The following is a 14,549-nucleotide window of genomic DNA, read 5'->3' on the forward strand; positions in this document are numbered from 1 at the left end:
CCATTTATTGCTGTAGGTTCTCACCGAACAGCTTTATTTGCTGAAACGGTTTATGGTGAATTAGGGAATGATCTTTTCTGGAAATTCCATGATTTATTATATAAAAACCAGCCAGAAGACCTTAAGCTAGAAAGACAAGATTATTTTACAGAAGAAATGCTAAAAGGTCTTATCGGTCAAATAGCTGACAAACAGCAAACGGAAAAGGTTATGCAGGCTTTTACGGCTAAGAAATATCTAGCGGCTGTTGATAAGGATTTGGCTATTGTAAAAAGGCTGGATGTAAGAGGAACCCCAACCTTATACATTAATGGCAAGCGATTTGAGGGAACTACCATGGATGACTTCAAAAAGGCTGTAGAAGAAGCCGCTAACCCTGTTACAGAGGGGAAATAGCGCATGAACAAGCCGTTAGTATTTTCCTGGATTACTGCAATTATTGCCACAGTTGGCAGTCTTTATTTTAGTGAAGTAATGCATTTTGTCCCGTGTACGCTTTGCTGGTATCAGCGAATTTTGATGTATCCTTTGACAATCCTGTTGGGGATGGCTGTGTATCGCAATGATACCAGTATCTATAGATACATTTTGCCGCTTTCGATCATTGGCATGATCACTTCGGCTTACCACTATAGCGTACAGAAGGTTCCTTTTATGAAAGGAATGTCCTTCTGTACGCAAGGTGTGCCATGTACAGGTGAGTATATTAATTGGCTCGGCTTCATCACAATACCTTTCTTGGCATTAGTTGCCTTTGTGATGATTACGATTTGTCTGCTTGTAGTGAAAAGAGGGACAGATACCGAGTAAGGACAAAAGAAGTGGTATAGAGCTGGGCAAAAATTTATTGGTGATTTACTAACAAAAGCGGCATAGTAGCCAAATGAAGTGCATAAGCTATTGCAGATAGCAACAGACAAGCAGAGTGTTGGAAGAGCGAATTCCCAGCACTCTGTTTTTTTATAGGGCAACGTGTACCGATTCATCAGCAAGGCAGTGTAGGGGCAGAAGCTACCTATCTGGTTAAAGCTTTATTTTTTACCTATGGGGCTAAGTAAATTGAATAGTAGGGGAATAGTGACATAGCTTCGTCAAAGGGAATCAGTGGTAGAGGATTGCTAACAAATGTTTTTTATTTTAAAATAGTAACAGTGGAAAATATAAAAAATAAAATATTTTCCTTGGTTCCGAGGGGGTGATCTCAATGCAAAATCGCATTGCAGTGTGTGCGATTGAAGAGGTGAAGCGATACGGTGTCAAATTCACAATGGCAAACGTTGCTCAGCTTGCAGGCGTTAGCACGAAAACCTTATATGGCATTTTTACATCCAAAGAGGAGCTGCTAGCCTATATTATTCAGCAGGATATGCAGCATTATTTCAATAAAGAAACAGAAATCTTACAACATGAGCAGTTGGGGCCAATTGAAAAATTAAAACAGTTGTTCTTCGTGATTCCCAGTGAGCTTATCACGTTTGATTTACGATTCTTAGAAGAATTAAAGAGGTTTTATCCAGAACAGTGGCAGATTTTTAATACGCTCATGCATGAGGGATGGGACAATATAAGTAGATTTATGGAAGAAGGCATTGCAGAAGGTGTCTTTCGGCCTGTGAATGTGAAGGTTTTTATCCAGATGTTTATAGGTTCCTTACAGCAGATGACCTATCAATCTCCGCTCACACAGCAGCAAATGACAGTGCACGAGGCGCTGGAAGCCATTATGGATATCATGGTGGAGGGTGTAAGAGATAGAGAGAGTGAGTCAGAAAATAGAGAGGAGAGAGCGAAATGAGTTGGGTCTTTTTAGGAGTAGCTATTTTATTAGAGGTTGCAGGTACGACCATGATGAAGCTGTCGAATGGATTAACGAAGATATGGCCAACAATTCTTATGTTTGTGTTTTATCTGATTTGCTTTTCCTCGTTAAGTTTAGCTTTAAAAAAATTAGAGGTTGGCGTTGTGTATGCAATTTGGTCAGGTATCGGTACCGCATTAATTGCGACCATTGGGATCATTTGGTTTAAGGATAGTCTATCCTTACAGAAGGTGATTGCCATCCTATTGATCATCGCAGGATGTGTTCTTTTAAATTTGCAAGGAGATTCCCATGGCGCACCAGCGGAAGGAAAGCACAGCGAAGGAACTGAAGTGGTAGCATCTGATAGTAAGAGTGGTTTATACCAGTAAGCAAAAAATGACGTAAAACCATTCAGGCTACAAAGGAGTGCACCAAAAAATGAGACTAGGGGCAGTGGAAGCAGGGGGAACAAAGTTTGTCTGTGCAATCGGAAATGAATTTGGAGAGATTTTGGAGAGAAGCAGCTTTCCAACCACGACTCCTCAAGAAACATTGGAGCAGGTAATAACCTTTTTACATCAAAAGAACCTAGATGCGGTTGGAATAGGCTCGTTTGGACCGATTGATCTAAACACGGCTAGTGCTACCTATGGATATGTGAGGAATACGCCAAAGCTGGCTTGGAGAAATTATAACGTGCTTGGTCATATGAAAGAGCATTTTTCTGTTCCGATTGCGTTTGATACAGATGTAAATGCTGCTGCATTGGGTGAGGCTGCTTGGGGAGCCGCTAAAGGCTTAGATAGTTGCATCTATATGACAGTAGGTACGGGAATTGGTGTTGGGGCTATTGTTGAAGGAAAGCTATTACACGGCATGTCTCATCCAGAGATGGGACATATCTTGGTAAAACCACACCATCTCGATTCGTTTACAGGTGTGTGTCCGTACCATGGCAACTGTTTAGAGGGCATGGCATCTGGACCAGCTATTGAAAAACGGTGGAATCAAAAGGGAGCAGCATTGCAAGCAAGCACAGAGGTCTGGGAGCTGGAGGCCTATTATTTAGCACAAGCGTTGATGAATTATATCCTTATCTTAGCACCTAAAAGGCTCATCATAGGCGGTGGGGTTATGAAGCAGGAGCAGCTATTTCCCCTAGTAAGGCAGCAACTGAGCGAGCTACTACAAGGCTATGTGAGTGAAAATCAGTATTTCTGTGACGACTTGTCAACCTATATTGTTCCACCGGCACTAGGGGATAATGCAGGAGTGTGCGGTGCTCTAGCCTTAGCGAAAAGAAGCTTGGTACAAGGATAACAGCAATTAACAGGGTTTTGATTGAAGATCAATTGATTTTGATGTATATAAAAAAAGGTAGCTCATTTCGGGCTACCTTTTTTCGTGCTGTTAGAGAGTAACTTCTGTTTCGCGCTTCGTAAATTGTGGAACAGGTGGTGTTTTGCGATTTAACATACGAATGCCTAATGCGGTCAATGCTTCGGCAATAGGGATTGCTAGCCAAATGCCATTTACCCCGAACCATTTTGGCAGGATAAACAACAAAGGAATAACCAGCAAGACACCACGGGTTAAAATAATCCACAGTGATTTGCGTATCTTCTGTATGGCTTGGAAGTACTCCCCATATACAAGATTATATCCTAAGAAAAGATAGTTGATAAAAAATAGATTCATCCCGTTCACGGTGATTTGAATCAATTCTTCTGATTGGATATCAAATAACATGATAAATACATTCGAAAACAAAACGCCAAAAAGTAAGGCGGCGATTCCGAAGCCCCAGCCAGTTTTTACTGTTAAACGTAAGCTAGCTCGCAATCGCTCACTTAATTGAGCACCATAATGGAAGCTGGCAATAGGTTGCAGAGCCGCTCCTACCCCCATGAACAACAGCAATAGCATCGCATGAATATAGTTGACGATGGCATAGGCTGCAACCCCCTGTGCCCCCATATATTTCATGAAAGCCAGATTGTACGCTAAAGTAGTGATCGCGATCGTACTCTCCGCAATAAAGCTAGGAAAGCCGATATTTACGATTTGCCCGATTTCCTTTAGCTGAAACCGGAATGCCGCAAAACGCAATGTGCTACCTTTTTTACAAAAGTGGGTAAGTAGCACCAAAAAACCAATAGCAGCCGATAAGATCGTAGCATAGGCTGCTCCCTTTACACCCATTCCCATCATGAAAATAAAGATATAGTTAAATAGGATGTTCAGAACCGATGTGACGATTAGGCCCATCATCGCTAGCTTGGGGTTTCCGTCATTACGGATAAAAATGCTCAGGATGTTTTCTAATACATAAACGATCCCGAAAGTTAACAGCACACGTAAATAATCAAGTACATAAGGCAAGATGGCTTTGTCAGCTCCAAAAATATAGGCAATTTGTTCAATATGTGTTAAGCAAACGGCCATGATGAGACTAACCAATAGAATTGCCAGTGCAAAAGATTGGGTAAAAATCTGGCGAGCGTGTGTTACTTCATTTCTTCCCAAGGCAGCCGAGTAGAGAGTAGCTCCACCCATTCCAATCCAAAGAGAGATAGAAAGGAAGATAGAAAAGGCGGGTACGGAGATGTTTACCCCGGCTAATCCTTCTGGTCCCACCCCGCGACTAACAAATACTCCATCCACAAAAATATTAATCGACATAAGTAACATGCCGAGTACAGAAGGGATGAGATAAGAGATGAATAGCTTTGGCACGGGGGTCTCCCTTAGTTTAACTGCTGCGTCTGTCATAATACGACCTCCTTGTGATAGCTCTTATTGTAAACCTTCAAGCTACTTGAAGCTCAAGGGGGCGTAGACAATTTTTTGTTTGCGAGTCAATAAATTCTGTTGAAATCAGTGATTTATAAGGAGGATAGAGGCTGAATTGGGATTTGAATTTCAGTAACAAATTCATCCGATTCACTGGTGATAGACAAATCTACAATGCCTAGCTCATAGGATTTATCAGTAATCTCATAATTACACTTTTTGATCGCTGAAAGGAGGCGTTCGTATGACTGATCAAGCTGTTCGTAGGGACCATAATGCATTGTACAAGCATACAGACCAGCAGGAATACTGGCATAGCGCTCTTTATCGACGGGGAGATCATCAATCATAATAAATAAACTGTTGTAATCTTGATAGTCTCCTTTAAGGATGGAGGATTTGGACACAGAGGTACCGATATCACCAGCAAATAAGGATACCTCTAAAAGCTGAAGATCGCTTTGCAAGGCATTAAGGTGATATTCAAATTCTTCATCAGAGAGTTCTGCTTCCACGACTATGGAGTGAATATATCGCTTTGGCAACTCTTTAAATACGACGGAATCATCCGGCTTATCTACGCCTTGTTTAATGGTTGTGATCTTGCTTTCCAAGCGATTTAACATGTAGGCGATTTCCTGTTGTTTTTGTTGAAGAGATGTTCTTTGCTTTTCTAGGATATCCAAAGCCAAATCGGGTGTACGTTCATCCATAAATCTTTTAATCTCATGTAGGGGAATCCCTAAATGGCGAAAAAACTTAATAGAAGTCAAAGTAGAAAATTGGTCAATGGTGTAGTAACGGTACTGGGTTTTCTGGTCAATAGTTTTGGGCTGAAAAATGCCCTTTTCATCATAATAGCGAAGCGTTGATTCCGCGATACGATGCATACGAGCCATTTTGCCAATTGTAAAGCGATTTTTCATAACAGATTCCTCCGGTTCGGGTACACGTTTCTTCTTGTGTTTTAGTAATACATTATCTTGTCCTGTTATGCAAAATCAATAAAGTCAAATAAGCATATAAAAAAGACAGACGAAATAATGAATTTCGCCTGTCTTTATGAGATAACATGGATAGAGGCTTTGTTGCTCCTCTATTTTGAGAGCATTGCTTATCCGATGAATGCTTGTACCCAGTAACCGTTGTAGTATCCTACTCCGATTTTTGTAAAGGAAGAATTCATGATGTTTTCACGGTGTCCGTCGCTGTCCATCCAGTCTTTCATTACTTCTTCAGCAGAACGTTGGCCTTCAGCGATGTTTTCGCCCGCTGTCTTGTAGGAAATCTTATATTGATCCATCATGTCGAATGGAGATCCGAAAGTTGGGCTATCATGGTCGAAATAATTGTTGTCTGCCATGTCCTTTGCTTTGTCTGTTGCCATTTTAGATAGCTCTGTATCCATGCTAAGTGGCTTCAGACCAGCTTTGGCACGCTCCTTGTTTACGATTTCTACTACTTCGTTCACCATTGCGTTTGCTTCAGCAGATACGTTTTCTTTTGAAGCTTTATCTTTTCCTGCTTGTTTCATAGAAGGTTTTTTCTGTTTGTCTACAGAAGCTTCATCGGAATCGTCAGCAAATCTGTTTTCAATCTTTGGTTTAGAAGGTGATTTAGCGTCCGAATCTTCAATGTTTTTTAGTTTTTGGATAATGGAGTTGTCCTTATCTTTTGTTTGATTCAATAGGCTATTTAATAGATCTGCAGGAAGGCAATCCTTGGATTTTCCTTGCTTTTGATTAAGTAATTCAGTCAATGAAGCAATATCTTGTTTGGCTGGTAGATTTTTTACCGCGCATGTTGGGGAAGCAGCAAATGCAGACGTAGCGATACCGCTTACTGCCATTCCTACTGCCAATGCAAATACCGTTTTAGACATCCAATTTTTCTTCATTTTTCATCGCTCCTTTTTTTTACCTACGAGGTTAGTTGTCGGGTTCGGATTGAGGATACAAACCTACACAGCATTTATGCGTGATTCACCCCAGGTGGCTAGCATAAGCCTTACACCATCGGTCATCCCCCGCACTTCTCATGATTTGGGAAGTTTCGGCAAACTCAGAATAACAAAGTTGCAAGCACGGAAAAAGCGGTAGATCACTGGTAAAAGTAGATAAAAATTCCTATTAAAATTTGATGAGAAAAGGAGGAATAAGGAAGAGATCAAGCGGCTAAAGGGATGAAGCTGGATCAAAATGATAGAAAATGAAGACCGTGGGAACAGGTAGTTTGAAAAAAAAACAGCACATTTGTTATGTGGAGGAGGAGAGTAAAGCAGATGAAGTAGGAATAAATTAGAATTAATTGTAAAAAACATCCTCCTATCAAAGCCTACTATAAGACAAGCTGGATGATGGAAAAGTCAAATAGAGGTTCATTTTAGAGTAATAATCTGAAAATTGAAAGTATGTAAGAAGAGTGAAGATGGGTACTAGGAGGAAACAAACCTATAACTAATGTTAGATAAATGTAAGAATATCATTTGTTACGATCTAGAAGGAGGGATGACTAATGGTTTTTCAGGCCACAGCATCGTCGGAATACCTAAAACTGTTAGAGGATGTATTTGAACAAGCATATGAATGTATAGTGGTCACTAATCCAGAGGGCATCATTCTAATGATGAATCATAAATATCGGAATTTTATCGGGATAGCTAATCCAATCGGCAGACATGTGACATCAGTCATTGAGAATACGCGCATGCATATAGTAGCTAAGACCGGATTAGCTGAATTGGCTGAGGTTCAACGGATTAACGGCCGTGATATGATAGCGAACCGTGTCCCTATTTATCAGGATGGGAACATGATTGCTGTGCTGGGAACTGTTATGTTTCAGGATGTGAGGCAGCTTCACGCTTTGTCCGCTACTGTCGATCAATTAAAACAAGAATTAGATTACTATAAAGGTGAATTGCAAAGAAAGCTGGGAGCAGCTTATCGTTTTGAACAGATTGTTAGCATCAGCGACTTAATGAATAAATGTAAGGAATTAGCGATGAAGGTTGCTAAAAGCAATACAACTGTCCTTATTACGGGAGAGAGCGGGACGGGCAAAGAACTATTTGCGCATGCTATTCATGCGGCAAGTCAGCGAGCGATGGGACCATTTATTCGGGTAAATTGCGCGGCAATCCCAGATAATTTATTGGAGTCCGAGTTGTTTGGATACGAGGAAGGAGCATTTACAGGAGCTCTGCGCAAAGGGAAAAAAGGAAAATTTGAGCTAGCTGATCGAGGTGCAATCCTGCTAGATGAGATAGGGGATATGCCACTAGCTCTTCAAGCCAAGCTCTTACGCGTTTTGCAAGAAAAAGAAGTAGAGCGAGTCGGAGCAAGTCGACCAATATCGTTAGATGTACGAGTGATTGCTTCTACTAATAAAGATATGTTTGCTTTAATGAAAGCGGGAAAATTTCGCGAGGATTTATTTTACCGCTTGCACGTTGTTACCCTTGCAATACCACCGCTTCGTGATAGGCTAGAAGACTTGCCGCATTTGGTAGAGAGTATACAAGAGCAACTGATGGAGTCAACGGGGATTGTTGTGAAAGGGATGGATGAAGAGGTATGGGAGCTGTTGCGTTATCACCGCTGGCCTGGCAACGTAAGAGAGCTGCGCAATGTATTGGAGCGTGCCATGCATATGATGGAGGGTAATTGGATTAGGGCCGAGCATATTCTGCTGCCAACATCCACATCAGGAAACCCAATGGTACAGAGTAGCTTTCCTATTCTTAAAGATTGGTTAGAAAAGGCTGAACGAGAGGCTTTGCTACGGGCCGTTCAACTAACTGGGGGAAATAAACGGGAGGCAGCAAAACTGCTCGGAATTAGTAAATCCAGCTTTTATCATAAGTGGGAGAGGCTAATTGACAGGCAAATGCAACAAGTGAAGCAGTAAGTCCGATATTTTGGAAGGTGTCCAGAATCTTGGACTTTTTTACATGTACAAAGATAAGGCTTATGTTTCTTATAGAGACGAGCTTATATATTTGTAGGAAGCAAAGAACTCGCAAATTTATTTCCGAAAATTTGGACTTTAATTCAAGAGCGGTATGTGAAAGCGTTCAGTTGGTAAAAGCATGGGACGCTAAAAAGGCTGTTCGTATCTGTGAGAGTTGCTGGAATGATAGTAAAGAACACGTATTGCTGAATGAATGGCATGAATTATGCTTCCTTGTAAACGACAGACACCATTTTGTCGCATGAGAGAGGGGAAGTATTTATGCTTTTAGAGATCGTAGCGATCCTTGTATCTTTGAGTCTACTAATGTTTGTTGCATATCGAGGCTATCCCGTTATCGTATTTGCCCCCATTTTTACTCTGTTGGCTGTCGTTTTATCTGGCTTAGCACTATTGCCAAGCTATACAGAGACATTCATGAGCAATGCAGCTAATTATATTAAGGCATTTTTCCCCGTCTTTTTATTGGGAGCGATTTTCGGTAAGGTGATGGAATTGAACGGAGCGGCTGGTTCTATCGCACAGACAATTGTCAAAGGATTAGGAGCAAAGCGTGCAGTGTTATCCATTGTATTAGCCTGTGCAATCCTTACCTATGGTGGCGTTTCCTTGTTCGTTGTAGCTTTTGCGGTCTATCCCTTTGCAGCAGCTCTTTTCCGGGAAGCGAATATCCCGAAACGCTTGATTCCAGGGACGATTGCTTTGGGAGCGTTTACATTTACCATGGATGCGTTACCCGGTACACCACAGATTCAAAACATTATCCCAACCAATTACTTTGGGACAGATGCCTATGCGGCCCCGCTAGTAGGAATTGTGGGAGCCTTCCTGATTTTTCTGGGCGGGATGCTGTGGTTGGAAAAACGTCGCAAACAGGCGGCTATAGCGGGAGAGGGATATGGTGACAATCATAAGAATGAGCCAGAAGCAAAAGAAACTGAAAAATATCCTCCTATTGCCTTGGCTATCTTGCCTTTGTTGCTGGTGCTTCTCACTAATTTTTTGTTAAGCAGAGGATTCATTGCGGTCGATAGCTGGTATGATCCAGCTATGCTTAACGAAAAATTTAAGATTGAGAATGTGAAGACGGTAGCTTCTTCATGGGCTTTGATCATTGCGTTGTTAGTAGGGGTTATTTCAGCTTTAGCTATCAATGTAAAAATGGTGCATAGCAAGCTAGCGGCAGGTCTTACGACAGCAGCCATGGGGGCTTTGCTTGCCATCTTTAATACGGCCTCTGAGGTGGGCTTTGGGAACGTGGTAAAGACATTGCCAGGTTTTAAAAGCATTCAGGGTTGGATTTTGGGCGCAAGTGATCATCCATTGGTTTCTGAGGCTTTAGCGGTAAATGTACTGTCTGGAATGACTGGTTCCGCCTCTGGTGGTTTGTCGATTGCCTTGGAGGTAATGGGCAAACAGTATGTAGAGCTAGCAAATGCCGCTAATATTTCTCCAGAACTTCTACATCGGATTGCTTCCATGGCCTCAGGGGGGATGGATACGCTGCCTCATAATGGTGCTGTCATTACATTATTGGCTATCACGGGGCTTACGCATCGTCAGTCCTACAAGGATATTTTTGTTATTACTGTATTGAAAACAGTAACGGTTTTCATATTGGCTTTCGTGGTTTCCATTTTCTAATGAGATGAGGGCGGAAAAGGGAAGAAATAAAGGCTGTTGCCATGATGATAAGGAAGAGGAGAAATGTCGTATGGGGTTACTAGATCAAAGAGTAGCATTCATTACTGGGGCTGCGAGCGGTATTGGCTATGAGATGGCCCGGCATTTTGCTAAGGAAGGAGCGATTATTGCCATCGCTGATCTGAATGCAGGAGCTGTTGCTTCGTCGGCAGAGAGACTACGTCAGCATGGATATAAGGTGATCGGCTTACCCTGTGATGTTTCAAATGAGGAGCAGGTTGCAGCCAGCGTCCAACGAGTTGTCGAAGAGTATGGCAGATTGGAGATTTTAATCAATAATGCTGGTCTACAGCATGTGTCCCCAATTGAGGAATTTCCGACAGAGCGTTTTGAGCTACTGCTAAAGGTCATGCTAGTGGGGCCTTTTCTAGGCATTAAGCATGCTTTCCCTATTATGAAGCACCAGGGATACGGTCGGATTTTAAATATGTCATCCATAAATGGGCTTATCGGATTTGCTGGAAAAGCGGCCTACAACAGTGCCAAGCATGGAGTAATTGGATTGACGAAAGTAGCCGCATTAGAGGGAGCAGTACATGGGATTACAGTAAATGCCTTGTGTCCCGGCTATGTTGACACTCCTTTGGTACAAAATCAACTGAAGGATTTGGCTATTACTCGTAATGTACCTTTAGAAAAAGTATTGGAGGAAGTCATTTACCCTTTCGTTCCTCAGAAGAGATTGTTGTCCGTAGAGGAGATTGCAGACTATGCCTCTATGCTGGTAAGCGATAGATTAAAGGGAGTTACAGGCATTGCCGCCGCTATTGATGGCGGGTATACGGCTCAATAAAAGAACCGTTATGAGCAACTGTAATGAGAAAAAGCAGGTAACAGAAAAGGAGTAGAGAAGTCCTTTGGCTATTACCTGCCTTTCTATCTATTTTCTTATTGGAAAGAAAATGTAATTTCTTCTAATGCTTCATTAAAATCAACGGTCATGCTTTTATCTTCAATAAACCACATATCATCTTGTTCAAAAAAGAAGGTAATGCCTTCAACCGTACTGGAGAGTGCGATCTCATTCGGTTCGGTTTTAGAAATCCCCATGGAATAGCTTTTATGTAGGCTGGTGCCTCCGCCGTATCGGACGAAAAAGCGAATGAAATCGCCTGATTTGAAGCCCCAGTCTTTTTTGAACCAAGCAAGTGCCTGTGGTGTAATGGTAATGGACATTGAGAGCCACTCCTTCATCATGTCATCTGGAGATTGGTCGATACAGAAGTATCCTTTTATGTAGCATACCAGATTTTTATTGAAACATGATAGGAGATAAGTGTAAAGTCTAAAAAAGTTAGTTAAAAAAATACACAACCGTGTGAGAAACATCACATACATCTACGTGGTTATCGAGTAAGATAAGAGTGTACCGAGGAGCTGAATAGAAAAAGATAGCCCCAAGGTGGTTTATAAGGAGTTGCTTTGTTGCACTAAAAAAGTTCCTTGTAAACTAGAATGTGAAAAATTTCACTAAATCTGTGGATACAATGCTTTCTTATTTAATAAGGAGGAAGAAACCATGAGCAATGAAGTAAAAGTGCAGGAGCAAGCAAAAGAAGAGGCAGTAAAAACAATGATTGATACCTTGGTCGAGAATGGTAACCAAGCGTTAAAGGACTTTGCTAATTACGATCAGGAGCAAATAGACAGCATTGTAAAAGCAATGGCGTTAGCCGGGTTAGATAAGCACGTATATTTGGCAAAATTGGCTCATGAGGAAACAGGACGCGGTGTTTTTGAAGATAAGATGATCAAAAACATTTTCTCTACAGAATATATTTATAACAGTATTAAAAAGGATAAAACAGTTGGTCTTATCCGTGAAGATGAACAGAATGGCATCATCGAAATAGCTGAACCGATTGGTGTAGTAGCAGGGGTTACACCAGTAACAAACCCGACCTCTACCACCATGTTCAAAGCAATCATTTCTATTAAAACAAGAAACCCAATTATCTTCGCCTTCCATCCATCTGCACAGAAGTCTAGTGCAGAAGCGGCGCGTACATTATATGAAGCAGCAATGAAAGCTGGTGCTCCAAAGAATTGCATTCAGTGGATCGATCAGCCTTCCCTAGAAGCAACCAAACAATTGATGAATCATCCAGGCACAGCTCTTGTATTAGCAACAGGTGGAGCCGGTATGGTGAAATCAGCTTACAGTACAGGGAAGCCGGCACTTGGTGTAGGTCCTGGTAACGTACCTTGCTATATTGAGCGGACTGCGGTAATCGAGCGTGCGGTAAATGATTTGATTTTATCCAAAACATTTGACAATGGTATGATTTGTGCTTCTGAACAAGCCGTGATTGTTGATGCACCAATCTATGAACGAGTTAAACAACTTATGATCTCTAATAATTGTCACTTTTTGACAGCTGATGAAAAGGCCAAAGTGGAGAAATTGGTCATAAATGAAAATACATGCGCCGTTAATGCGGATATCGTGGGAAAACCAGCGGCAGTTATTGCAGAAATGGCCGGTATACATGTAGATCCGGAAACGAAAATTTTAGTAGCAGAATTAACAGGTGTAGGCCCTGACCATCCATTATCTCGTGAAAAATTAAGTCCTGTTCTTGCATGCTATAAAGTGAAAAACGCGGATGAAGGCTTCCGCCGTGCCGAAGAAATGCTTGAATTCGGCGGCTTGGGACATACAGCGGTTATCCATACAGAAGACGATGATCTCATGGAAGCATTCGGAATGAGAATGAAAGCTTGCCGTATCGTAGTGAATGCTCCATCTTCTCAAGGTGCAATCGGGGATATTTACAATGAATTCATCCCATCCCTAACGCTTGGTTGTGGTTCTTATGGTCGAAACTCTGTATCTACCAACGTTAGTGCTGTGCATATGATCAACGTCAAAAAGGTGGCGAAACGACGCGTGAACATGCAATGGTTTAAGATTCCAGAGAAAATTTACTTTGAGAAAAATTCTATTCAATATCTGCAAGATATGCCTGATATCTCTCGTGCTGTAATCGTGACAGACCCGGCTATGGTAAAACTGGGCTATGTAGATAAGGTATTGAGAAATCTGCGCAGTCGTTCTCAATACGTCCATTGCAAAGTGTTTAGCGACGTAGAGCCAGATCCATCTGTAACAACTGTACGGAAAGGAACCGAGCTCATGGTGGATTTCCGACCTGATGTGATCATTGCATTAGGCGGCGGTTCTGCGATGGACGCAGCGAAAGCTATGTGGTTGTTCTATGAATATCCAAATGAAGAATTCCAAAACCTATATCAAAAATTCTTGGATATCCGTAAACGTGTTTATAAATTCCCTAAACTAGGCCGCTTAGCTAAATTCGTAGCGATTCCTACGACCTCTGGTACTGGTTCTGAGGTAACACCATTTGCGGTAATTACTGACCGTGAGAAAAACATGAAATATCCAATTGCTGATTATGAATTGACTCCTGACGTGGCGATCCTTGATCCGCAATTTGTAATGACTGTACCAAAGGTAATCACTGCTGATACTGGTATGGACGTTCTTACTCACGCGATGGAAGCGTATGTATCTGTTATGGCAAATGATTTCACAGATGGCCTGGCATTAAAAGCCATTCAACTTATCTTTGAATACTTGCCACGTGCCTATAAAGACGGTGGAGACGAGGTCGCCCGTCAAAAGGTCCACAATGCATCTTGCATAGCAGGTATGGCTTTTGCCAACGCATTCCTTGGTATCAACCACAGCTTAGCACACAAATTGGGAGCTGAATTCCATATTGCACACGGTCGTTCCAATGCGATTTTAATGCCACATGTTATTCGCTTTAATGCGACTGTTCCTAATAAATTCGCATCTTTCCCTCGATATGAAAAGTTCATAGCACATGAGCGCTACGCAGAAATCGCTCGTTTGTTAGGACTGCCTGCTAAAACAACAGAAGAGGGTGTAGAAAGTCTCATTCAAGCCGTCATTACATTAGGAAAATCTTTAGATATCCCAATGAGCATTGAAGCGAATGGAGTAACGAAAGAAGACTTCGAAAAAGAAGTGGATCGCTTAGCAGTTCTCGCATTCGAAGACCAATGCACTACGGCTAACCCTAAAATGCCATTAGTTACTGAGCTTGCAGAGATTTACCGAAACGCATTCAAAGGCGTGTAGAGCTACACAAATTTGTGTTAGCTATACCATATAGCTTCTCCTTTCCGATTTCATATGATAACCTTCCCTTCACACTACTAAATTGGGCGAGCCGAATCAGGCTCGCCGTTTTTTTCTTTTTCCTGCGCGACAGCAATCTTATTACTTTAA

General features: G+C 41.7%; 13 protein-coding genes and 1 riboswitch. Of the genes, 9 read left to right on the forward strand and 4 right to left on the reverse strand.

The window, feature by feature from the left end; translation table 11 throughout:
* The 5 genes from AYJ08_RS08495 to AYJ08_RS08515 all read left to right on the forward strand — a co-directional run.
* A partial coding sequence (locus tag AYJ08_RS08495; protein WP_157452839.1) for a DsbA family protein occupies positions 1–396 on the forward strand: 396 nt, incomplete at its 5' end.
* A 3-nt stretch (positions 397–399) separates the two neighbouring features.
* Entirely contained in the window at positions 400–810 is a 411-nt protein-coding gene (locus tag AYJ08_RS08500; RefSeq protein ID WP_064017349.1) for a disulfide oxidoreductase, read from the forward strand.
* Positions 811–1,204: 394 nt separating this feature from the next.
* Positions 1,205–1,795 carry a TetR/AcrR family transcriptional regulator gene (locus AYJ08_RS08505; protein ID WP_064017350.1) on the forward strand — a complete coding sequence of 197 codons (591 nt, stop codon included), beginning with the start codon at positions 1,205–1,207 and terminating at the stop codon, positions 1,793–1,795.
* The gene (locus AYJ08_RS08510) at positions 1,792–2,190 is read left to right on the forward strand and encodes a DMT family transporter (protein WP_064017351.1); all 399 of its coding nucleotides are present in this window, start codon (positions 1,792–1,794) and stop codon (positions 2,188–2,190) included. Before AYJ08_RS08505 ends, AYJ08_RS08510 begins: the two co-directional genes overlap by 4 nt.
* Before the next feature lie 49 nt (positions 2,191–2,239).
* Positions 2,240–3,121, forward strand: coding sequence for an ROK family protein (locus AYJ08_RS08515; protein ID WP_064017352.1), 882 nt, complete (start codon positions 2,240–2,242; stop codon positions 3,119–3,121).
* A gap of 90 nt (positions 3,122–3,211) precedes the next feature.
* Here AYJ08_RS08515 and AYJ08_RS08520 read toward each other — a convergent pair whose 3' ends face one another.
* The 3 genes from AYJ08_RS08520 to AYJ08_RS08530 form a co-directional block, all read right to left on the reverse strand.
* The gene (locus tag AYJ08_RS08520) at positions 3,212–4,573 is read right to left on the reverse strand and encodes an MATE family efflux transporter (RefSeq protein WP_064017353.1); all 1,362 of its coding nucleotides are present in this window, start codon (positions 4,571–4,573) and stop codon (positions 3,212–3,214) included.
* Between the two features lie 113 nt (positions 4,574–4,686).
* Positions 4,687–5,520 (reverse strand): MerR family transcriptional regulator, encoded by an 834-nt coding sequence (locus AYJ08_RS08525; RefSeq protein ID WP_064017354.1) that lies wholly within the window; start codon positions 5,518–5,520, stop codon positions 4,687–4,689.
* Positions 5,521–5,708: 188 nt separating this feature from the next.
* On the reverse strand, positions 5,709–6,491 hold the full coding sequence (locus AYJ08_RS08530; protein WP_064017355.1) for a CAP domain-containing protein: 783 nt from the start codon (positions 6,489–6,491) through the stop codon (positions 5,709–5,711).
* A gap of 5 nt (positions 6,492–6,496) precedes the next feature.
* A riboswitch (cyclic di-AMP (ydaO/yuaA leader) is annotated at positions 6,497–6,662 on the reverse strand.
* A gap of 446 nt (positions 6,663–7,108) precedes the next feature.
* Here AYJ08_RS08530 and AYJ08_RS08535 point away from each other — a divergent pair.
* The 3 genes from AYJ08_RS08535 to AYJ08_RS08545 all read left to right on the forward strand — a co-directional run bounded on the left by AYJ08_RS08535 (position 7,109) and on the right by AYJ08_RS08545 (position 11,063).
* On the forward strand, positions 7,109–8,503 hold the full coding sequence (locus AYJ08_RS08535; protein WP_064017356.1) for a sigma-54 interaction domain-containing protein: 1,395 nt from the start codon (positions 7,109–7,111) through the stop codon (positions 8,501–8,503).
* Between the two features lie 324 nt (positions 8,504–8,827).
* Entirely contained in the window at positions 8,828–10,210 is a 1,383-nt protein-coding gene (locus tag AYJ08_RS08540; protein ID WP_064017357.1) for a GntP family permease, read from the forward strand.
* A gap of 70 nt (positions 10,211–10,280) precedes the next feature.
* On the forward strand, positions 10,281–11,063 hold the full coding sequence (locus AYJ08_RS08545) for a 3-hydroxybutyrate dehydrogenase (protein ID WP_064017358.1): 783 nt from the start codon (positions 10,281–10,283) through the stop codon (positions 11,061–11,063).
* 95 nt (positions 11,064–11,158) lie between these two features.
* On the opposite strand, the gene AYJ08_RS08550 is transcribed toward AYJ08_RS08545, so the two are convergent.
* Positions 11,159–11,446, reverse strand: a complete 288-nt coding sequence (locus AYJ08_RS08550) for a HesB/YadR/YfhF family protein (protein WP_064017359.1) — start codon at positions 11,444–11,446, stop codon at positions 11,159–11,161.
* Between the two features lie 343 nt (positions 11,447–11,789).
* Here AYJ08_RS08550 and adhE point away from each other — a divergent pair, with 343 nt between their 5' ends.
* On the forward strand, positions 11,790–14,399 hold the full coding sequence (adhE, locus tag AYJ08_RS08555) for a bifunctional acetaldehyde-CoA/alcohol dehydrogenase (RefSeq protein ID WP_064017360.1): 2,610 nt from the start codon (positions 11,790–11,792) through the stop codon (positions 14,397–14,399).
* The last annotated feature ends 150 nt before the right edge of the window (positions 14,400–14,549 follow it).

This window comes from Brevibacillus sp. SKDU10 (genome assembly GCF_001645205.1).
Taxonomy (GTDB): Bacteria; Bacillota; Bacilli; order Brevibacillales; family Brevibacillaceae; genus Brevibacillus_B; species Brevibacillus_B halotolerans.